Source organism: Rhizobacter sp. (assembly GCF_046595475.1).
Lineage (GTDB): Bacteria > Pseudomonadota > Gammaproteobacteria > Burkholderiales > Burkholderiaceae_C > Rhizobacter.
This window is the reverse complement of sequence record NZ_JBKJOQ010000002.1, coordinates 25,239-43,989: the sequence shown is the minus strand read 5'-3', so window position 1 is coordinate 43,989 and position 18,751 is coordinate 25,239. Positions and strand designations below refer to the sequence as shown.

Sequence of the window (18,751 nt, the reverse complement as noted above, 5' to 3'; positions counted from 1 at the left end):
CCGCCTTGCAACCGGGCTCAACTCCCGATAATCCTTCAACTCCACCACCGGAAAGGTCAGCCGATGATCGTCGTTCACCACCTCAATGAGTCCCGTTCACAGCGTGTGCTGTGGCTGCTGGAAGAACTGGGGCTGCCTTACGAAATCCGCCACTACGCGCGCGACGCCACCACCCGGCTGGCCCCACCCGAGTTGAAGGCCGTGCACCCGCTGGGCAAGTCGCCCGTGTTGGAAGACGCGGGCCTGAAGCTGATCGAGTCGGGCGCCATCGTCGACTACCTGATCCGCCGCCATGGCGGCGGCCAGCTACAGCCGGCCCTGAACAGCGCTGACTTCGAGGTCTACAACCAGTGGCTGCATTACGCCGAAGGCTCAGCCATGCTGCCGCTGCTGCTCAAGATGTACGTCGGACGGCTGGGCGAGGCGGGTGCGCCGCTGGCACCGCGCATCAGCAGCGAGTTGAAGAACCACCTGGGCTATGTCGATGCATACCTGCAAGGGCGTGAGTGGTTGGTCGGTGACACGCTCAGCGGCGCCGATATTCAAATGAGTTTTGTCGCCGAGGCGGCCCGCGGGCTGCGTGTGGACTACCCGCACATCGACGCCTGGCTGCGGCGCTTCCAGCAGCGGCCGGCGTATCGGCGCGCGCTGGAGCGTGGCGGGCCCTATTCGATGGCGGTCTGAAGCGGCGCTGCGCCACAGCACCGGCCCTTAGAATCAATCGCAATGAAAGCTCACCTTTGGCGCCCCGCTGGGGCGCTCGTTGTTTGGTGCTGCGCGCTGGCCTCTGCGGTGGCTGCGCCGCCGCAAGCAGCGCCGGTGGTGGCTCCCGCTCCTGTTGCCGCTGCAGCCTCAGCGCCTGTGTCGATGTCGGCACGCAAGGTCTACGAGCAGGCCCGTTCGCAGCTGGTGCAGATACGCACCGTGCTCAAGGGCCAGGCCAGCCAGAGCTCGGTCGGCTCAGGCTTTCTGGTGTCGGCGCAAGGCCACCTCATCACCAATTTTCATGTGGTGAGCGAAGCGGCGCTCAAGCCTGACCGCTACGACCTGGTGTCTGTCACCGCTGACGGCCGCGAAGCGCCGGTGCAGTTGCTCATGCTCGACGTGCTGCATGACCTGGCTTTGCTGAAGATGAGCGACGGCAAGCCGCCCGCAACCTACGACGCGCTCACCTTCAGGCCCGAGTCGCACAAGCTCGGTCAGGGCGAGCGCATGTACTCGCTGGGCAACCCGCTCGACGTGGGCTTTGCGGTGATCGAGGGCAACTACAACGGGCTGGTGGAGCGCAGTTTCTACCCGCAGATTTTCTTTGCTGGCTCGCTCAGCGCCGGCATGAGCGGTGGGCCCGCGCTCGATCAAGAGGGCCGCGTGATCGGCGTCAACGTGGCGCGCCGCGTCGATGGTGAGCAAGTGAGTTTTCTGGTGCCGGCCGCCTTTGCCGGCGCCTTGCTGGCGCGGGGCCGCGAGGCTGCGCCGCTCAGGGGCGAGGCCTGGCCCATCGTCACCGCGCAGCTGACGCTGCACCAGCAAGCGCTGACCGAGCGCTTCCTAGCGCAAGGCTGGAAGCCCGCCACCCACCCGCGCTACACCGTGCCGGTGCCGCCGGACCGCTTCATGCGCTGCTGGGGCAGCAGCGAGCAGTCGCGCACCGGTGGGCTCGATTTCGAGCGCTCCGATTGCGCCATGGACACCCGCATCTTCGTGGGCGACTTCAACACCGGCACGCTGGCCACGCGCCACGAGAGCTACGACGGCAGCAAGCTCGGCACGCTGCGCTTCGCGTCGCAGTACTCGGCGAGTTTTCGCAACGAGGGCTTCCAGCGCCTGGGCCCCCAGTACCAGACCAAGCCGCAGTGCCATGAAGACTATGTTGACCGCCAGGGCCTTGCGCTGCGCGCGGTGGTTTGCCTGCGCGCCTACAAGAAGCTGCTTCAGCTCTACGACGTGTCGGTGTTGGTGGCCACGCTCGACCAGCCGCAGGCCGGCGTGCAGGGCCGCTTCGATGCGCAGGGCGTGAGCTATGCCAATGCGATGCTGCTCACGCAGCACTATCTCGACGCGTATGGGTGGGTTAAAAAATGAGTGACACGCGGGCGGTGCTGGCCGTGATCGAGGTGCTAGACCGCGATGACAGCGTGCGCCACAGCGTGAGCGCGAACGAGTGGCCGCTGCGCGTGGGCCGCGCTCTCGACAACGACCTGGTGCTCGACGACCCGCACACCGCCGCCCACCATTTCAGCGTGGCAGCTGACGAGCAGGGCCAGGTGCAACTCACGGTGGGCGACAGCGTCAACGGCGTAGAGACCCTGGCGGGGCGATGCGGCCGGGGCCAGCAGGTGGCGGTGGGTGCGGCGCCCCTGTCGCTCGTCGCGGGCCGCACCCACCTGCGCCTGCGCCTGGCCAGCCATGTGCTGGCGCCCGAGCTGGTGTTGCAACCCACGCATTCGCTGGCGCACGGTCTGCCCACGCTGGCGGTGCTCGCGCTGGTGATGGTGCTGATCCTGGTCTTCAGCAGCTACCTCGAGAACGACCCCGACACCTTCGTCAAGGCGCTGGGCTCGCTCGCCATCTATGCCCTGGGCGTGGCGCTCGGCTGGAGCGGCGTGTGGACGTTGTTGTCCAAGGTGTTCACGCGCCAGGGCCATTTCGGCTGGCACCTGCGCGTGCTGCTGATGGCGGCGCTGGCCTGGCAGGTGTTGTCGACGGGCAGCGCGTTGTTGGCCTTCGCGTTCTCGCTGCCCTGGGTCACCGATTTCATGTTCGTGCCCGGCTACCTGATCCTGGGGGCGATGCTCTACTTTCACCTGCAGGCCGTTGAGCCGCACCACCCTCGCCGTACGCGCGCCTTCGCGCTGTCGGTGGTGCTCATGGGCATCGTGCTGAGCCTGTGGTTCAACGTGCAGGGCAGCGACCGCCTGGGCAGCGAGCTGTACATGAACCACCTCTTCCCGCCTGCGCTGCGCGTGAGCTCGCCAGTCGAGCTTGACCGCTTCATGCAGGACGCGGCGGCGCTGCAGCCCACGCTCGACGCAAAGGCCAAGAAAGATGCCAATGAGTGAGCCCACCGAAGCCACCGCAACCACCCCGTCACGCAGCGTCTTGGTCACCGGAGCCAGCCGTGGCATAGGGGCTGCCACGGCCTTGTTGTGCGCACGCCAGGGCTGGGCGGTGGCCGTCAACTACGCGCGCGACGCGGGAGCGGCCCAGGCGGTGGTGAAAGCCATCGAAGCCGGTGGCGGCAAGGCCCTGGCGCTGCAGGCCGATGTGGCCGATGAAGCCCAGGTGCTCGCCATGTTCAAGCGCCTCGATGCCGAGCTGCCACCCTTGGGCGGGCTGGTCAACAACGCTGGCGTGATCGACGTTGCGGCGCGGGTCGACGAGATGAGCGTGGCGCGCCTGCAGCGCATGTTCGGCGTTAACCTTGTCGGCAGCTTTGTCTGCGCGCGCGAGGCGGTGCTTCGCATGTCCACGCGCCATGGTGGCACGGGCGGTGCCATCGTCAACCTGTCGTCGGCGGCGGCGCGCTTGGGTGGCCCCAACAGCTACGTCGACTACGCCGCGGCCAAGGGTGCCATCGACACCTTCACGCTGGGCCTGGCCAAAGAAGTGGCTGCCGAAGGCGTGCGCGTCAACGCCGTGCGCCCCGGCATCATCGACACCGACATCCACGCCTCAGGCGGCCTGCCCGGGCGTGCGCAGCAGTCGGCCAGCATCATCCCGATGCAGCGGCCTGGCACCGCCGATGAGGTGGCGCAGGCGATTGCCTGGCTGCTGTCAAGCGACGCCAGCTACACCACTGGCAGCATTCTCGACGTGACCGGCGGGCGCTGAGCGCAGCGCCCGCCGGCGTTCTTCTGAGGCGCGTCTTCAAGGCGTGACGAAGCTCTTCAGCCAGTTCTGGTTGGCCTCCATTTGCCATGCGGCCGAGCCGGTCTTGAAGCCTGCGTCCACACCGGAAGGCGAGGTGCACCCGCCCACCAGCATGTAGCAGTGGTCGGCTTGGCCATCGCTGACCTCAGCGGCCTTCACGATGTACCAGCCACTGCCGTTGGTGCGGAAGCACGACAACGCGCTGCTGCCGCACGACAGGCCGGTGATGGCCTGGTTGGCGGTGCGCACATTCGCGGCAGTGGGGCCGACGAAGGTGTCGACTTCGCCGTTGACGATGCGGATCTTGTCAGCGGCCTGCGTGTGCGTGCCGTTGTTCATGCACGAGGTCAGGTCATAGATCGAGTACTTGTTGCCCGTGCCCTGGCCATACGAGGCCTTGATGCGGGTGTCGAAGTTGCCCGACAGCACCGACACGACCGAGCCCTGACTCAGCCCGCCGGTGACCACGCCCTTGGAGCAGTCGGCTTTGGCGCGTGCGCACAGTGTGGCGATGGCGCTGGTGGACTTGGCGCCGTTGAAGATGCACTTGGCCTTGGTGCTGATGGCCGAGCACGAGCCGAAGCTGCCGCTCGAATATTCGACCACTGCAGCCACGAACCCCTTGGCGGCCATGGCTTTCACCTGGGTGGTCGACAGTTCGCTGTTGTAGCTTTCACCGGTGCCCACGGTGTGGATGTAGAGCGGGTACTTGCCCGCGGCAGAGGGCTCGAAGCCCTGGATGTTGTAGGTGGAAGAGCAAAGGCTCGACGTACCACCCTTGTAGGTGCTGGTGAAGGCGGTTTGCGCCAGTGCAGCGACGCTCGCGGTGGTGGCGAGCACGGCGATGCCGGCACGCAGCAGGTGCTTTTTCAGGGTGTTGTTCATGGCTTGTCTCTCTCGTCGTTGTAGGTAAACAGGGGTCACCGAACCGGTTCTTCAACCGGCACGCCGACGGCTGGCCAGGTGGCCATACGTCTCGGTGGAGTGCGTGGGTTTGGGCTGGAGCTAGAGCCCGCTGTGCGGGCGGGCGGCGACCAGTTCGTCGGGCCGGAAGTGTTGGTCGAGCAACTGTTCGAGCCGCCGCCGCTTGTCTTCGACGTCCATCTCGGTTGCGAGCAGCTGATTGCGCTGGCGCACGAAGCTCGGGTGGCGCAGCTCCCAGGCCTGCTTGTGCACTTCGAGCTTTTCGTTTTCGAGTTCGAGCACGGAGCGCTCGCCTTCAACGTCGACGAACTGACGGCGCATGAAGGCCACCTCGGAGTCGTTTTCGCCGTGCGCGCGCATCTCGGCGGCGTGCTTTTCTTGCGCAAACGAAAATTCGGCGCCGCCGAATTCTTGCACTGCCACTTCAGGGAGCAGGCCCATGCGCAAGGCCAAGATGCGCTGCGCCTGTTGGGCTTCGCTCAGGCTCAAGTCGGCCAGGATGCGCGCCACCTCAGAGGCGTAAAGCCCACGTGATTCCTGTACGCCGAAGAGCTCCTGCACCGACACCGAATCGAAATGGCGACGGCGCAGCGCCATGGTCTTGTCGAGCAGCTCGCGCGAGCTGAGCGGGCTTTGCGCCTTGAGCTGCTGCAGCATGTCGCGCTCGGCATGGCGGAAGCTTGCGTAGCTGCGGATCAAACTCCAGGCGCGCTCGGCCGCCAGTGGGGGCAGCGCGGTGCGCAGGCGCGCTTCGAGCGGGGCGAGGGCCGTTGCGTCAAGAGCCAGTGTCGGGCCGGCCGAGGCCAGCCAGCTGTCCATCACGGCCAATGTCTTGGCACTCACGGCTAGCCGGCCTAGCGCGTCGACGGTGAAGGGGCGGGCTACGTTGGGCGGGTGTTGCGGCGCAGCGAGAGAGGCGCTGGCCGTTGGCGTGGCGGTGTCGTCATCGTCGTCGGTCGACGGCCTGTCTGCCAAGCGCGAGGTGGCGGCATCGCTCAGCACAGAGAGAGAGCTGCTCGGGCGATCACCCTCTTGCGGGCGCGCGAGGTAAGACACGCCGGCCGCCAGCGCCGTGGCGCTGGCCACGGCCATCCAGAACGGGGTGGAAAAAGCAGCCATTGCGAGAGGCCCGTCTGTCCTTGTGCGCCTCAAGGCGCGGTCTTCACCGAAGCCAGGCGGGCTTCGAGTGTGACAGCGTCGATGGGTGAGCCCACGCGTGGCTGCATCAGCTTGCGCACTGCAGCTTCTGGGGCGGTTTCAGCCTGCGCGGCCAGCGAGCAGGTGAGCAGGGCGGCGGCCCAGATCGAATGGCGAATGAACGGCGTCACGAGAGGTCTCCAGTGCGTAGGCACGATTCGGTGTGGCCGAACCGTGCCCGTGCTTCTGCGAAGGGCTGTTACGGCGTGGCGAAACCGGCGAGCCAGTTCAGGTTGGTCTTGAGCGACCAGGCGGCCGAGCCGTTGCGCCAGGTGTTGTCTAGCGAGTTTTCGCTGCCCGAGCAATCGCCGGAAGCGCGTTGGTAGCAGTGGTCGGCCGAGCCGTCACCGACTTCGCTGTTCTTGATCATGATCCAGCCGCTGCCGTTGGTGGCCAGGCACGAGTAGGCGCTGGAGCCGCAGCTTTTGCCGGTGACCGATTGCGAGGACGAGCGCACGGAAGTGGCGTTGCCACCGCCGAAGGTGTCGACCTCACCATTGGCGATGCGAATGTTGCTGGACGACAAGGTGTGGTTGCCGTCATTCATGCACGTGTTCAGGTTGTAGATCGAGTACCCGTTGTGGGCACCCATGCCGTAGGCGGCGCGCACGCGCGAGTCGTAGTTCTTGGCGTTGATGGCGATGACCGAGCCTTGGCTGAAACCGGCAGTCACGATGCCTTTGGAGCAGTCGGCGGTAGCGCGCGCGCACAGCTTGGCGACGGCGCTGCTGCTGGTGCTGCCCTTGTAGATCGACTGGGCCTTGGACAAGATTTGCGAACAAGTGCCGAAGGAGCCGCTGCTGTATTGCACGGCGGCTGCGACAAAGCCCTTGGCGGCCATCTCGGCGACGGCCGCCTTGGCCTGGGCGTTGTTCCAGGTTTCGGTGGTGCCCACGGTGTAGATGAACACTGGGTGCTTGGCGCCATCGCTGGGCTCGGTGCCTTCGATGCTGTAGCTGCTGAAGCCGGCGGTGTAGCTGGCCGTGAAGTTGCCGGCCCAGGCGGTGCTGGCAAACAAAGTGGCCACCATGAGGGCGGCGCGCTGGATCAAACGACGTTGCATGAAGATGTCTCCGTTGTGGTTTCAGTGTGTGTGACAGCACTGATTTCCCCGGTGGGTTTTGTGGCTGGCAGCGGGCTGCGTTCTTTCCGAACGTCTGCGCCGCCAACCCCGAGGAGCACGCAATATTGCACATGTGTGCGATTTGTTATTGCGCGTTTTCCCTGGGCGGAGCGTGTGTTGTGTGATTCGGAGGCACGAAGACGAGGGTAAACAAGTACTTCTCGGCTTAAATGCAAGCTGAACAGCGCTGCTTACTGGCGTGTCATCGTGACAATTAACACGCGTGTGCGAACGACGCGCACGCCCTCCCGCGGGCAGCCCTCTGGGTCAGCGCCGCTCGGTCACCATCGGCACGAGCTTGAGTGCCTCGCGCACGCGTGACGCCGCCTCTTGCGCTTCGCCGCGGGTGGGGTAGGGCCCCGCTTGCAGACGGAAGAGTTGTGGCTCACTGAAGATGGCCAGCAGTGGGGCGAGCCACGCGAGATCGTCCGACACCCTGCGCTGGAACTGCTCGGCCCCCTCGCGCTGGCGGAAGGCGCCCAGCTGCACCCAGAAGCCGGGTGACGCGTTGGGCGTTGCGGCGGGTGTGGCGACGGATGCGGGCACTTCATCTTGGGCCGACACCTCGATCAGCGGCGCCGTCGTTTCCGCCGGCTCGGCCTGGCCGTCGCTGCGCCAGGTGCCGCTGCGTATCTGCTCGTGCGTGATGCGTTCAATCTCGACCGGCGCCACGCCGTTGAGCACGCCCAGCTTGAGCGCGGCGGTGTAGCTCAGGTCGATGATGCGGCCGGCGTGAAAGGGCCCGCGGTCGTTTATCCGCACGATGATCTCGCGGCCATTGGCCGGGTTGCGCACCCGCGCATAGCTGGGCAGCGGCAGGGTCTTGTGCGCGGCCGTCATCGCATACATGTTGTAGATCTCGCCGCTGGCCGTGGGTTTGCCTTGGAACTTCTTGCCATACCACGAGGCCAGGCCTTTCTCGCTGAAAGGCTTGTCGCCTTTGATCGGCGTGTAGCTGCGCCCGTTCAGCGAATACGACTTGTTGGGGCCGCCCTCGCGCAGCGGCTCAACCTGCGGTTGCGCGTTGGGCACCCTGTCGAGGTCGGGTGGGGGCTTGGCCTCGGAGCCGTCGTGGCCGGGCGTGGAGCCGCAGGCGGCGAGTGCCGCCACGAGCAGCGCAAGAGCGAGGCGGGTGAACGGGCGATGCAGGGCGCGATTCATGGAAACCCGATCTTCGCCGCAAGCCGGTCGGGCCATCACGTCGAGCACAGCGTCAGAACTCTTCGGTGTCTACGCCGGCCTGTGCCATCGCGTCATAGCGCGCGCCGACCACGTTGCCGCGGTTGATGAGGGCTTCCAGCCTTTGCATCGCTGGCGCATCGAGCTTCGTGTCTGCTGCGCCCAAGTCGTCTTGCAGGTGCGCGATGCTGCGGGTGCCGGGAATGGGAATGATGTGCTCGCCCTTCGCCAGCAGCCAGGCCAGCGCGAGCTGCGAGAGCGTGCAACCGACATCGGCCGCGAGCGCCGACATGCCGTCGAGCAGCTTGAGGTTGGCGGCGTAGGCGTCGGGCTGGAAGCGCGGCATGCCGCGCCGCAGGTCGCGTGGGTCGAGTGCCGCCACGTCCCGCACGGTGCCGGTGAGAAAGCCACGCGCCAGCGGGCTGAAGGCGACGAAGGCGGTGCCCAGCTCGCGGCAGGCGTCGAGCACGGCGATCTCGGGGTTGCGCGTCCACAGCGAGTACTCGGTTTGCAAGGCGGTGATGGGGTGTACCGCGTGCGCCTTGCGCAAGGTGGCAGCCGAAACCTCTGACAGGCCAATGGTCTGCACTTTGCCCTGGCGCACCAGGTCGCTCATGGCGCCCACGCTGTCTTCGATGGGCACGCGCTGGTCCCAGCGGTGCAGGTAGTAAAGGTCAATCACCTCGGTGCGCAGGCGCTTCAGGCTCAGCTCGCAGCTGGCCTTGATCGACGCGGGCCGGCCATCGAGCACGCGCTTGCCTTCGGCATTGCCATGCAAGCCGCCTTTGGTGGCGAGCGTGAACTTGCGGCGGTGAGGGCTCAGCACCTGGCCGACCAGCTCTTCATTCAAGCCGAAGCCGTAGAGCGCGGCGGTGTCAAAGAGGGTGACACCGCTGTCCAGTGCGTTCATCAACAGCGCCTCGGCGGCCTCGCGCGCGGGTGCCGCGCCGTAGGCATGGCTGAGGTTCATGCAGCCCAGGCCTAGGGCGGAAACTTGGAAGGGGCCGAGGGTGCGTTGCTTCATGGTGCGTGCGATCTTCCGTCATTGCCGCGAAAGCGGGAATGACGACCGCGCGGTTCAGCGAAGCTGCTGCTCCAACCGATGCAGCACCCGATAGCAAGGCAGCACACTGGCCACGCTGGCATTCGGCTCACGCCTTTCGCGTATGGCCGCAAAAAACTCTCGGTCTTGCAGCTCAATGCCGTTCATCGACACAGCCACACGGCTCACGTCGAGCTTCTCTTCCTTGCCGTTGAACAAATCGTCGTAGCGCGCGATGTAGGTGGCGCTGTCGCCGATGTAGCGGAAGAAGGTGCCCAGCGGCCCATCGTTGTTGAAGCTCAGGCTCAGCGTGCAGATTGCGCCGGTGCTGCTCTTGAGCTGAATGCTCATGTCCATCGCAATGCCCAGCGTCGGGTGGAGGGGGCCTTGCACTGCATTGGCCTGCACGATCTCGCCGCCCGTCTGGTACGCAAAGAGGTCAACCGTGTGGGCCGCGTGGTGCCACAGCAGGTGGTCGGTCCAGGAGCGCGCCTGGCCCAGCGCATTCATGTTACTGCGACGAAAGAAATAGGTTTGCACATCCATCTGCTGGACACTGAATTCCTTGGCGACGATCTTCTGGTGCACCAGCTGGTGGCTGGGGTTGAAGCGACGCGTGTGGCCGCACATGGCCACGAGCCCGCTCTGCTTCTGCAGTGCCACCACGGCCTCGGCGCCAGCCAAGCTGTCGGCCATGGGAATCTCCACCTGCACATGCTTGCCGGCCTTCATGCAGGCGAGGGCCTGGGCAGCGTGCATCTGCGTTGGCGTGCACAGAATCACCGCGTCGAGTTCTTTCAACGCCAGGCTGTCGGCCAAGTCGGTGGTCACGTGTTGGATGCCGTAGTTGTCGGCCACCTCTTGCGTCTTCGCCAGATCGCGGCTGATGAGCGAGACCACCTCCACGCCATCGATCAGCTTGATGGCATCGAGGTGCTTGATGCCGAAGGCGCCGGCCCCTGCGAGGGCAACCTTGATCGTCATGCCTGGTTCTCCAGAATCAGGTGGCCCACGGCCGTGTTTGATGCGGGCACGTGATAGAAGCGATGCAGCACTTTCGGTGGCTTCGCACTCATTGCGCCACGCGCAATCAGCCACATCACCAGCTCTATGCCTTCGGAGCCGGCTTCACGCACGTAATCAATGTGCGGCACCTTCGCCAGGCCTTCTGGGTCGGCGATCAGCCGGTCTAGAAAGGCGTTGTCGAACGCCTTGTTGATGAGCCCGGCCCGCGGCCCCTGCAATTGGTGGCTCATGCCGCCGGTGCCCCAGATCTGCACCTTGAGCGGTGCGTCGTAGCTTGCGATCGCGCGGGCAATGGCCTTGCCCAGGTTGTAGCAGCGCTGGCCCGAGGGCACCGGGTACTGCACCACGTTGACCGCAAACGGGATCACCGGGCATGGCCACGCCTCTCTTGCAGGATCTCGTTGGCCGCACATCAGCGACAGTGGCACCGTGAGCCCGTGGTCGACCTCCATCTTGTTGACGATGGTGAGGTCGAAGTCGTCTTGGATCACCGAGTGCGCGATGTGCGCCGCCAGCTCGGGGTGGCCGATCACCGTGGGCACCGGGCGAGGCCCCCAGCCTTCGTCAGCCGGCTGGTACGCGGCCGCGCAGCCGATGGCAAAGGTGGGAATCATGTCGAGGCTGAAGGCCGTGGCGTGGTCGTTGTAGACCAAAAAAATCACGTCGGGCGTGTTGTCCTTCATCCACTGCTTTGAAAATTCGTAGCCCTTGAACAGCGGCTGCCAGTAAGGCTCGGCGGTCTTGCCCTGGTCGAGCGCCGCGCCTATGGCGGGCACGTGCGAGGTGTAGACAGATGCAGTGATCTGGGCCATGTCAGGTGCGCCCCCACTTCGGGTCTCGCCCACCGCCAATCATCATGTTGCGGTATGCCTCTTCGGTCATGCCGGTCATGCTGCCGGCCATTTGCTGGAAGCTCTTGCCGTCGGTGGCGCCTATCTTGGCCAGGAAGTAGATGTTGCCGCCCAGCGCGATCATGTGGTTCATGTCGCGTGACAGCACGCTTTGCTTCTGCTCTTCGCTCATGGGCCACTCGTCGAGGTAGGCGCGCTCGCCAGCCTTGAAGCGCTCGCGGTTGGCGGCTTTCATCAACGACATGCAGAACTGGTTGAGATGGTAGCCACGGCGCGACTGCTCGGCGTCGAAGACCGTCGTGCCGGGCACGTCGAGATAGGGTTTGTCAATTGACATGCTCAGCTCCAGTAAAGGCGCATCGGGTTGTCGACCAGCAGCTTGTGCCGCAGCTCGGCAGTGACCGCGATGTGGGGAATGAAATCGACCAGCAGGCCATCGTCGGGCATGTGGTTCTTGAGATTCGGGTGCGGCCAGTCGGTGCCCCACAGCACGCGGTCGGGGAAGGTCTCGACGATGCGGCGCGCAAACGGGATCACGTCGCGATAGGCGCTTCTCTCGCCATTCAACGCCGAGGGGCCGGTCACGGAAAGCCGCTCGGGGCAGCTCACCTTGCTCCACACCTTGGGGTGCTCGCGCATGAACTTCACGAACAGCTCGAACTCAGGGCCCTCAAGGGGCTTGCTCACATCGGGCCGGCCCATGTGGTCGACCACGATGGTGTTCGGCAGGGCGGTGAAGAAGTCCCACAGCTCGGGCAGATCGACGGCCTCGAAATAGATCACCACATGCCAACCCAGGGGCGCGATGCGTGAGGCAATTTCCAGCAGCTCGTCTTTGGGCGTGAAGTCGACCAGGCGCTTGACGAAGTTGAAGCGCACGCCGCGCACGCCCGCTTGGTGCATGGCTTTCAGCTCGCCGTCGGTCACGTTGCGCTTCACGGTGGCGATGCCGCGCGCCATGCCGTTCGAGTGCAAGAGCGCATCGACCATTGCGCGGTTGTCGGCGCCATGGCAGGTGGCTTGCACCACCACGTTGCGCGCGAAGCCCAGGTGGTCGCGCAGCGCGAAGAGCTGCTCCCGCGAGGCGTCGCAGGGCGTGTACTTGCGCTCGGGGGCATAGGGGAACTCATGACCGGGGCCGAACACATGGCAGTGCGCATCGACGCTGCCCGGTGGCAATTTGAACTGCGGCGTGGAAGGGCCGGCGTACCAGTCCAGCCAGCCGGGTGTCTTCTCGAATTGCATGCGTGCCTTGTGTCTAAACAGCGTTCAGTCGATGGGCGTGAACTGCGCCAGGATGCGGTCGGCCTCGGTGCGCCAGTCGGCGCTGCGGGCGAACTCGGGCGTGTCTTTGGGGCCGAACAGGCCCGCGTCGGCGAGGTCGGCCACCCAGGCCTGGCGCTCGGCGGTGCCGCGGGCCGACCACGGCTCAAGGCCTGCTTCGCGCACGGTCTGCGCCACCTCGTGCAACTCTTCGCTGCGGCGGTGGCCGTGCTCGATCACGCGCTGGAAGAAGTAGGCGGCCTGCTTCTCCCAGTCGATGCCGGGGAATGTTGCTTTCAGCGAGGCGAGCACCGCGTCTTCCACGCCGTAGGCGCGGGCGGTGGTGAGGCTCTCGATCACCATCGCCTCCATCCCTTTGATCATCACGCTGCGGCACATCTTGGTGGCCGAGGCCACGCCCAGCTTGTCGCTGGCCACCTTGCTGTCGAAGCCCAGCGCGTTGAGCAGGGGCATCAAGCCTGCGGCATCGGGCCCGCCCAGCAGCAGCGGCACCTTGATGCGGTAGGGCGGGATGGACGCCATCACCGCACCTTCGACGTAGCGGCCCCCGTTGCGACCGACGATGTCAGCCGCGCGCAGCTTGGCACCCGGCGAGGCCGAGTTGAGGTCGAGGAAGTAGGCGCTGGGCCGTATCGAGGGTGCGCAGGCCTGCGCCACCGGCACCGCCTGGCTCGCGGTCACAGCGCTGATGATGAAATCGGCTTCGGCGGCCAGGTCGGCGTGAGTGTCGAAGAGCGCGACGCCATGTTCGGCCGCGTGCTGGCACAGTGGTGCGCCGGCCGCGGTCGAGAGCTTGAGGTCGTGAGCGCTGACCGTCACGCCTCGCTTTCGCAGGTCTTCAGCCAGCGTGCGCCCCGCCTCGCCGTAACCGACGAGGCCGATGTGCCATTGGGTGGGGTTGGTGTTCATGGAATGTCTCCTGCCCCTGTGGCCCTGAGCCCGAACGGAGGGGGTGGGTTGTCGTCAATCGATGTACCTGAGCCCCGCCTTCTCCAGCGGCTCGCGCATCTTGTACATGTCCAGCCCCAGCACGCCCGAGGCCAGCTTGGCGCGTTTCTCGCCCTCGAAGGCCTCGCGCGCGGCAGCGGCCTCCAGCGTCTTGGCGGCAAGGGCGCGCGGCACGCACACCACGCCGTCGTCGTCGGCCACGATCACGTCGCCGGGCGTCACCAGCATGCCAGCGCACACCACCGGTATGTTGACCGAGCCCAGCGTGGCCTTGATCGTGCCTTTGCTGCTGATGGCCTTGCTCCACACCGGGAAGCCCATTTCGCCCAGCGTCTTCACGTCGCGCACGCCGGCGTCGATGATGAGTGCGCGCGCGCCGCGGGCCATGAAGCTGGTGGCCAGCAGGTCGCCGAAATAGCCGTCGCTGCACTCGGCCGTGACGGCTGCCACCACGATGTCGCCGGGGCGAATTTGCTCGGCCGCCACATGCATCATCCAGTTGTCGCCTGGCTGCAGCAGCACCGTGATGGCCGTGCCCGACACCTGCGTGCCGGCATGGATGGGCCGCATGTAGGGCTTGAGCAAACCCACGCGGCCCATGGCTTCGTGGATGGTGGCGCTGCCGAGCGCGGCCATCTTGTCGGCCACGGCCGCGTCGGCGCGCTGGATGTTGCGGTAACAAACGCCCAGTTCGTACATCTCACAGCCCCTTCTTTTTGAGTGCCGCATCGAGGCGCGGAAACACGTGGCGCGCATTCGCTTCATAGACCTTGTGCTTGTCGTCTGCGCTCAAGATGGTCGAGGCCTCGATGTAGCGCTTGGTGTCGTCGTAGCAGTGGCCTGTCTCGGGGTCAATGCCGCGCACGGCGCCTATCATTTCGCTTGCGAACAAGATGTTGTCGACCGGGATCACTTTCGTCAGCAGGTCGATGCCCGGCTGGTGGTACACGCAGGTGTCGAAGTAGATGTTGTTCAACAGGTGATCCTTCAGCAGCGGCTTCTTCAGCTCTTGCGCCAGGCCACGAAAGCGACCCCAGTGGTAAGGCACCGCGCCCCCGCCGTGTGGGATCAAAAACTTGAGCGTGGGGAAGTCTTTGAACAGGTCGCTCGTCAGGCACTGCATGAAGGCGGTGGTGTCGGCGTTGAGGTAGTGCGCGCCGGTGGTGTGAAAGCAGGCGTTGCAGCTGGTGCTCACGTGGATCATGGCCGGAATCTCATGCTCCACCATCTTCTCGTAGATCGGGTACCACGCGCGGTCTGAGAGTGGCGGCGACGTCCAGTGCCCACCCGACGGGTCGGGGTTGAGGTTGATGCCCACGCTGCCGTACGCCTTGACGCATTTTTCCAGCTCGGGAATGCAGGTGGCGGGGTCCACGCCGGGCGACTGCGGCAGCATGGCCGCGGGAATGAAGTGGTCGGGGAAGAGCTGGCTCACGCGGTAGCAAAGCTCGTTGCAAATGGCCGCCCAGGTCGACGACACGTTGAAATCGCCAATGTGATGCGCCATGAAGCTCGCGCGCGGCGAAAAGAGGGTGAGGTCGCTGCCGCGCTCCTGCATCTTCTTCAGCTGGTTGGTGATGATGGATTCGCGCAGCTCGTCGTCGCTGATCTTCAGCTCGCTCACCTTCGGCATCAGGCCTGAGTCTTTGATGCCGGCGATCTGGCGAGTGCGCCAGTCTTCCAGGGCCTTGGGCGCGGTGGTGTAGTGGCCGTGGACGTCGATGATCAGGCTCATGTCTCGCTGCTTTCTTGGAAGCCGCTCAGGCTGAGCGCGTGGCGGCGTGCAAACGATTCTTGCGCAGCGGTGCTCATGCAGCAACGAGATAGCCCACATAGCAGCTATGCCCATCTGGCATATTCAAGCCCATGGACCTCAAACAACTTGAGTACTTCGTACACGTGGCGGAGCTGGGCAGCTTCACTCGCGCCGCCAGCTTCCTGTCGATCGCCCAGCCGGCGCTCAGCCGGCGGGTGCGCTCGCTTGAAGTCGAGCTGCGCCACTCGCTGTTTGAGCGCAACGGCCGCGGCGTCACCTTGACCGAGGCGGGCACACGTCTGTTGGCCCACGGCCGCGGCATCTTGCAGCAGGTGGAGCGCGCCCGGCTCGACCTGGAAGACCACCGTGGCGCTGCCACCGGCCGCCTGGCGATTGCGCTGCCGCCCAGTGTGAGCCGCACGCTCACCAGCCCGCTGGTGGCCGCTTTTCGTGCGCGCTTCCCGAAAGCCACCTTGAGCGTGGTCGAAGGCCTGTCGACCTATGTGCTGGAGTGGCTGACCATCGGCCGCGTCGACTGCGCTGTGGTCTACAACGTGGCGCCTTCGGCCGCCATCGACCTGGTGCCGGTGCTCGACGAGCAGCTCTACCTGGTGTCGGCGCGAGCCGAGCAGCGCAAGCTCATCGGCCCGGCCGTCACCTTGGCCGAAGTGGCCGAGCATGAGTTGGTGATCCCCAGCCTGCCGCATTCCATCCGCATGCTGCTCGAAACGGCGCTTGCCAACGAAGGGCGCAAGGCGCGCGTGGCGCTCGAAGTGGAAAGCGTGCCCGCCATTCTTGACCTGGTGCAGCAGGGGGTGGCGCATGCGGTGCTCGCGCTCAACGCCATCCAGTCCAGCGGCAACGCCGATGCCTTTTTTGTGCGCCCCATCCGCAAGCCCAAGATGACGACCACGCTGTGGATCGCCACCTCGTCGCAGCGCCATCGCGGGCCGCTGATCGACCAATCCACCGAGCTGGTGCGTGAGCTTTTGCTCAAGCTTTGGGCCTGACTGCAGGCTTCTCCCGGTACATCACCAAGCCCATTGACCTGGGCAAGCTGAGTGCGGCCATCGACAGCCCATTGGCGGCGAGCGGCGAGCTCGCGAACCCCGAGGCGTGACTTACTCACTCAAGCCACCCAGGTGAGCGGTCGATAACACAGCGATGACACAGCTTTTCGGTCAACGCGTGGGTGATTTTTTTCTGGGAGCAGACAAGCGCCAGCGTGTGCGCGCCACCCAGGTGCTGCTCGCGCTGTTGCTCGATGTGATCCTGGCGGCCGTGGCTTCGTTTGGGGTTTGGGCCGGGGTGCTGGCGTTGTCGCACGTGGTGTTGTGGGTCGTGCTCACACTGGCCGGTGTGCTGTGTTTCTACGTCGCGGTGCGCAGCGGCTTCAACCTGCGCTTCAAGGACGACCCGGCGCTGACCTTCCAGCAAGGCGTGTTCAGCGTGCTCAGCACGGTGGGTGCCTATGTGATGTGCGGCCCGGTGCGCGGCGCCAGCCTGCTGGCGCTGGCGGTGACGCTGATCTTCGGCATGTTTGCGCTCAAACCCAGCCAGGTGCGCCTGCTGAGCCTGATCGCGGTGCTATTGCTGGGCCTCACCATGGCCTACTGCAACGCGCGCTGGCCTGCGCGTTTTCCGGTGGCCGAAGAAATCTTGCACTTCATGATGGTGGCCGCGGTGTTCCCCTCGATCGCCGTGCTGGCCGGGCAGCTGAGCACCATGCGCCACAAGATGCGCCAGCACCGCGACCAGCTTGCACTGGCCTTGGAAAATAACCGTCAGCTCGCCATCCGCGACGAGCTCACAGGCCTGTACAACCGACGCCACCTGCTCGAAGTGATGAAGCTCGAATCGCAGCGTGCCGAGCGCAGCGGCCTGCCGCTGTGCTTCGCGCTCATCGACATCGACCACTTCAAGCGCATTAACGACAACCACGGCCACTCCGACGGCGACGAGGTGCTGCGCGCCTTTGCCCAGAGCGCCCTGCGGGCCTTGCGCGAGACCGACACGCTGGGTCGCTGGGGTGGCGAAGAGTTCTTGCTGATGCTGCCCGACACACCGGTGGCCGATGCCGAGGGCGTGATCGAGCGCGTGCGCCAGCAGCTGGCCCAGGTGCGGTTTGATGCGATCGACCCGCGGCTGAGCGTCACCTTCTCGGCCGGCATCGCCGCCCACGCGGTGAGTGAAGCCGTCATGACCACCGTCGAGCATGCCGACCAGGCGATGTACGCCGCCAAGCAGGCCGGGCGCAACTGCAGCGTGGTGGCAGGGGCGGGAGCGGAGGCTGAAAGCCATGCGATGATGCCGGCGTGATGCTGCTGCCATGCCCCCGCACCCCCACCGCCCAGGCCTGCGCCCGGGCGGTTTGCGTTGTGCCGGCGGGCTCGTGCCTCACGGCCTTTCCCGAGGCTGCTTCCATTCGAATTCGCCAGGGCCGCTGAGCTGCGGCTGAGGCCGGTGCTCTGCGGTCCCACCGCCTTGCCCTGCACTGCGCGCCCCGCGCAGCCCTCGCACCGAATGGAGAAGCTTTCATGTCCACGCTCGAACGCGCGACACTCGCGCCGGCGGCCTACCCCCGCCTCTTTGAAATCGAACACACCGCCGCTCGCCTCGCCGGCCACATACTGCAGACACCCGTATGGCGCTGGCAGACCGGTGTTGTCACCGAAGCCTTGAGCCCGCAGACCGAGGTCTGGCTCAAGCTGGAGCTGTTCCAGCGCACCGGCAGCTTCAAGCTGCGCGGCGCACTCAACAGCGTGAATGCGCTCGACACGGCCGCCCGGCAGCGCGGCGTGGTGGCGGCCAGCGCCGGCAACCATGCGGTGTCGGTGGCATTTGCCGCGCGGGCCGCTGGCGTGCACGCCAAGCTCGCCATGCCGCGCCACGCAAGCCCTGTGCGCCTGGCCGCCTGCCGCGCCGAAGGCGCCGAGCTGCTGCTCACCGACACCGTGCACCAGGCGTTTGCGCTGGCGCAGCAACTGGTGGCCGACGAGGGCCGCAGCATGATTCACCCCTTCGACGGGCCGCGCACCGCCGAAGGCACTGCGACCATTGGCCTGGAGCTGATGCGCCAGGTGCGCGGGCTTGACGCAGTGGTGGTGCCGGTGGGCGGCGGCGGACTGTGCGGCGGCATTGCGGCGGCGGTGAAGCAGATCAACCCGCGTTGCCAGGTCTTTGGCGTTGAGCCCTTTGGCGCCGATGCCATGTACCGCAGCTTCCAGGCCGGCCACCCGGTGCAGCTGGAGCGCGTAGACACCGTGGCCGACAGCCTCGGCGCGCCCTATGCGCTCGACTACAGCTATGGCTTGTGCAAGCGTTTCGTCGACGAGATCGTGCGGGTGGACGACGACGCGTTGGTCATGGGCATGCACCACCTGTTTCGCGACATGAAGCTGGTGGCCGAGCCCGCGGCGGCCGCCGCCACGGCGGCCTTGCTCGGGCCCCTGCGCGAGCGGCTCGACGGCAAGCGCGTGGCCTTGATCGTGTGCGGCTCCAACATCGATGCCGCCCGCTTTGGCGAGCTGCTGGCGCGCATCACCTGAGGC

Annotated in this window: 20 protein-coding genes; 7 read left to right on the top strand and 13 right to left on the bottom strand. The window is 65.8% G+C overall.

The features are described 5' to 3' along the window. Positions 1–63 precede the first annotated feature (63 nt). From AC30QB_RS00330 to AC30QB_RS00315, 4 genes are read left to right on the top strand one after another with little or no spacing between them, the layout of a single operon-like run. Positions 64–684: a glutathione S-transferase family protein gene (locus AC30QB_RS00330; protein WP_489544190.1), complete on the top strand. Its 621-nt coding sequence runs from the start codon at positions 64–66 to the stop codon at positions 682–684. A gap of 42 nt (positions 685–726) precedes the next feature. Next, positions 727–2,082, top strand: a complete 1,356-nt coding sequence (locus tag AC30QB_RS00325; RefSeq protein WP_489544189.1) for a S1 family peptidase — start codon at positions 727–729, stop codon at positions 2,080–2,082. Beyond that, on the top strand, positions 2,079–3,059 hold the full coding sequence (locus AC30QB_RS00320) for an FHA domain-containing protein (protein ID WP_489544188.1): 981 nt from the start codon (positions 2,079–2,081) through the stop codon (positions 3,057–3,059). The genes AC30QB_RS00325 and AC30QB_RS00320 overlap by 4 nt, the downstream gene beginning before the upstream one ends. Then, positions 3,052–3,831, top strand: a complete 780-nt coding sequence (locus AC30QB_RS00315; protein WP_489544187.1) for an SDR family oxidoreductase — start codon at positions 3,052–3,054, stop codon at positions 3,829–3,831. The genes AC30QB_RS00320 and AC30QB_RS00315 overlap by 8 nt, the downstream gene beginning before the upstream one ends. A gap of 36 nt (positions 3,832–3,867) precedes the next feature. On the opposite strand, the gene AC30QB_RS00310 is transcribed toward AC30QB_RS00315, so the two are convergent. The 13 genes from AC30QB_RS00310 to AC30QB_RS00250 form a co-directional block, all read right to left on the bottom strand. Next, the gene (locus AC30QB_RS00310) at positions 3,868–4,755 is read right to left on the bottom strand and encodes a hypothetical protein (protein WP_489544186.1); all 888 of its coding nucleotides are present in this window, start codon (positions 4,753–4,755) and stop codon (positions 3,868–3,870) included. A gap of 120 nt (positions 4,756–4,875) precedes the next feature. Beyond that, entirely contained in the window at positions 4,876–5,913 is a 1,038-nt protein-coding gene (locus tag AC30QB_RS00305) for a lipase secretion chaperone (RefSeq protein ID WP_489544185.1), read from the bottom strand. A gap of 29 nt (positions 5,914–5,942) precedes the next feature. After that, on the bottom strand, positions 5,943–6,122 hold the full coding sequence (locus tag AC30QB_RS00300) for a hypothetical protein (RefSeq protein ID WP_489544184.1): 180 nt from the start codon (positions 6,120–6,122) through the stop codon (positions 5,943–5,945). Positions 6,123–6,190: 68 nt separating this feature from the next. Beyond that, positions 6,191–7,054, bottom strand: coding sequence for a hypothetical protein (locus AC30QB_RS00295; protein WP_489544183.1), 864 nt, complete (start codon positions 7,052–7,054; stop codon positions 6,191–6,193). Between the two features lie 327 nt (positions 7,055–7,381). Continuing rightward, positions 7,382–8,275 (bottom strand): septal ring lytic transglycosylase RlpA family protein, encoded by an 894-nt coding sequence (locus tag AC30QB_RS00290; protein ID WP_489544182.1) that lies wholly within the window; start codon positions 8,273–8,275, stop codon positions 7,382–7,384. A 52-nt stretch (positions 8,276–8,327) separates the two neighbouring features. Further along, on the bottom strand, positions 8,328–9,317 hold the full coding sequence (locus AC30QB_RS00285; protein ID WP_489544181.1) for an aldo/keto reductase: 990 nt from the start codon (positions 9,315–9,317) through the stop codon (positions 8,328–8,330). 54 nt (positions 9,318–9,371) lie between these two features. Continuing rightward, complete coding sequence (locus AC30QB_RS00280; RefSeq protein ID WP_489544180.1) at positions 9,372–10,319, bottom strand: Gfo/Idh/MocA family oxidoreductase; 948 nt, start codon at positions 10,317–10,319, stop codon at positions 9,372–9,374. Then, positions 10,316–11,173, bottom strand: a complete 858-nt coding sequence (locus AC30QB_RS00275; RefSeq protein ID WP_489544179.1) for a class III extradiol dioxygenase subunit beta — start codon at positions 11,171–11,173, stop codon at positions 10,316–10,318. The genes AC30QB_RS00280 and AC30QB_RS00275 overlap by 4 nt, the downstream gene beginning before the upstream one ends. 1 nt (position 11,174) lies before the next feature. Beyond that, the gene (gene ligA, locus AC30QB_RS00270) at positions 11,175–11,549 is read right to left on the bottom strand and encodes a protocatechuate 4,5-dioxygenase subunit alpha (protein ID WP_489544178.1); all 375 of its coding nucleotides are present in this window, start codon (positions 11,547–11,549) and stop codon (positions 11,175–11,177) included. A gap of 2 nt (positions 11,550–11,551) precedes the next feature. Then, entirely contained in the window at positions 11,552–12,457 is a 906-nt protein-coding gene (locus AC30QB_RS00265; protein WP_489544177.1) for an amidohydrolase family protein, read from the bottom strand. 24 nt (positions 12,458–12,481) lie between these two features. Then, positions 12,482–13,405: a DUF1932 domain-containing protein gene (locus AC30QB_RS00260; protein ID WP_489544176.1), complete on the bottom strand. Its 924-nt coding sequence runs from the start codon at positions 13,403–13,405 to the stop codon at positions 12,482–12,484. Between the two features lie 54 nt (positions 13,406–13,459). Then, positions 13,460–14,143, bottom strand: a complete 684-nt coding sequence (gene ligK / locus AC30QB_RS00255; RefSeq protein ID WP_489544175.1) for a 4-carboxy-4-hydroxy-2-oxoadipate aldolase/oxaloacetate decarboxylase — start codon at positions 14,141–14,143, stop codon at positions 13,460–13,462. A gap of 1 nt (position 14,144) precedes the next feature. After that, complete coding sequence (locus AC30QB_RS00250; protein WP_489544226.1) at positions 14,145–15,173, bottom strand: amidohydrolase family protein; 1,029 nt, start codon at positions 15,171–15,173, stop codon at positions 14,145–14,147. Between the two features lie 137 nt (positions 15,174–15,310). Here AC30QB_RS00250 and AC30QB_RS00245 point away from each other — a divergent pair, with 137 nt between their 5' ends. The 3 genes from AC30QB_RS00245 (at position 15,311) to AC30QB_RS00235 (ending at position 18,748) form a co-directional block, all read left to right on the top strand. After that, the gene (locus AC30QB_RS00245) at positions 15,311–16,210 is read left to right on the top strand and encodes a LysR substrate-binding domain-containing protein (protein WP_489544174.1); all 900 of its coding nucleotides are present in this window, start codon (positions 15,311–15,313) and stop codon (positions 16,208–16,210) included. 154 nt (positions 16,211–16,364) lie between these two features. Beyond that, positions 16,365–17,519, top strand: a complete 1,155-nt coding sequence (locus tag AC30QB_RS00240; protein ID WP_489544173.1) for a GGDEF domain-containing protein — start codon at positions 16,365–16,367, stop codon at positions 17,517–17,519. A gap of 218 nt (positions 17,520–17,737) precedes the next feature. Continuing rightward, a complete protein-coding gene (locus AC30QB_RS00235; RefSeq protein ID WP_489544172.1) occupies positions 17,738–18,748 on the top strand; it encodes a threonine ammonia-lyase in 1,011 nt (336 codons plus the stop codon). Positions 18,749–18,751 lie beyond the last annotated feature (3 nt).

What these genes read in the sequence shown, in the direction of transcription:
- AC30QB_RS00330 (WP_489544190.1), top strand. Translation starts at nt 64, where the DNA reads ATGATCGTCGTTCACCACCTCAATGAGTCCCGTTCACAGCGTGTGCTG.
- AC30QB_RS00325 (WP_489544189.1), top strand. Translation starts at nt 727, where the DNA reads ATGAAAGCTCACCTTTGGCGCCCCGCTGGGGCGCTCGTTGTTTGGTGC.
- AC30QB_RS00320 (WP_489544188.1), top strand. Translation starts at nt 2,079, where the DNA reads ATGAGTGACACGCGGGCGGTGCTGGCCGTGATCGAGGTGCTAGACCGC.
- AC30QB_RS00315 (WP_489544187.1), top strand. Translation starts at nt 3,052, where the DNA reads ATGAGTGAGCCCACCGAAGCCACCGCAACCACCCCGTCACGCAGCGTC.
- AC30QB_RS00310 (WP_489544186.1), bottom strand. Translation starts at nt 4,755, where the DNA reads ATGAACAACACCCTGAAAAAGCACCTGCTGCGTGCCGGCATCGCCGTG.
- AC30QB_RS00305 (WP_489544185.1), bottom strand. Translation starts at nt 5,913, where the DNA reads ATGGCTGCTTTTTCCACCCCGTTCTGGATGGCCGTGGCCAGCGCCACG.
- AC30QB_RS00295 (WP_489544183.1), bottom strand. Translation starts at nt 7,054, where the DNA reads ATGCAACGTCGTTTGATCCAGCGCGCCGCCCTCATGGTGGCCACTTTG.
- AC30QB_RS00290 (WP_489544182.1), bottom strand. Translation starts at nt 8,275, where the DNA reads ATGAATCGCGCCCTGCATCGCCCGTTCACCCGCCTCGCTCTTGCGCTG.
- AC30QB_RS00285 (WP_489544181.1), bottom strand. Translation starts at nt 9,317, where the DNA reads ATGAAGCAACGCACCCTCGGCCCCTTCCAAGTTTCCGCCCTAGGCCTG.
- AC30QB_RS00280 (WP_489544180.1), bottom strand. Translation starts at nt 10,319, where the DNA reads ATGACGATCAAGGTTGCCCTCGCAGGGGCCGGCGCCTTCGGCATCAAG.
- AC30QB_RS00275 (WP_489544179.1), bottom strand. Translation starts at nt 11,173, where the DNA reads ATGGCCCAGATCACTGCATCTGTCTACACCTCGCACGTGCCCGCCATA.
- ligA (WP_489544178.1), bottom strand. Translation starts at nt 11,549, where the DNA reads ATGTCAATTGACAAACCCTATCTCGACGTGCCCGGCACGACGGTCTTC.
- AC30QB_RS00265 (WP_489544177.1), bottom strand. Translation starts at nt 12,457, where the DNA reads ATGCAATTCGAGAAGACACCCGGCTGGCTGGACTGGTACGCCGGCCCT.
- AC30QB_RS00260 (WP_489544176.1), bottom strand. Translation starts at nt 13,405, where the DNA reads ATGAACACCAACCCCACCCAATGGCACATCGGCCTCGTCGGTTACGGC.
- ligK (WP_489544175.1), bottom strand. Translation starts at nt 14,143, where the DNA reads ATGTACGAACTGGGCGTTTGTTACCGCAACATCCAGCGCGCCGACGCG.
- AC30QB_RS00245 (WP_489544174.1), top strand. Translation starts at nt 15,311, where the DNA reads ATGGACCTCAAACAACTTGAGTACTTCGTACACGTGGCGGAGCTGGGC.
- AC30QB_RS00240 (WP_489544173.1), top strand. Translation starts at nt 16,365, where the DNA reads ATGACACAGCTTTTCGGTCAACGCGTGGGTGATTTTTTTCTGGGAGCA.
- AC30QB_RS00235 (WP_489544172.1), top strand. Translation starts at nt 17,738, where the DNA reads ATGTCCACGCTCGAACGCGCGACACTCGCGCCGGCGGCCTACCCCCGC.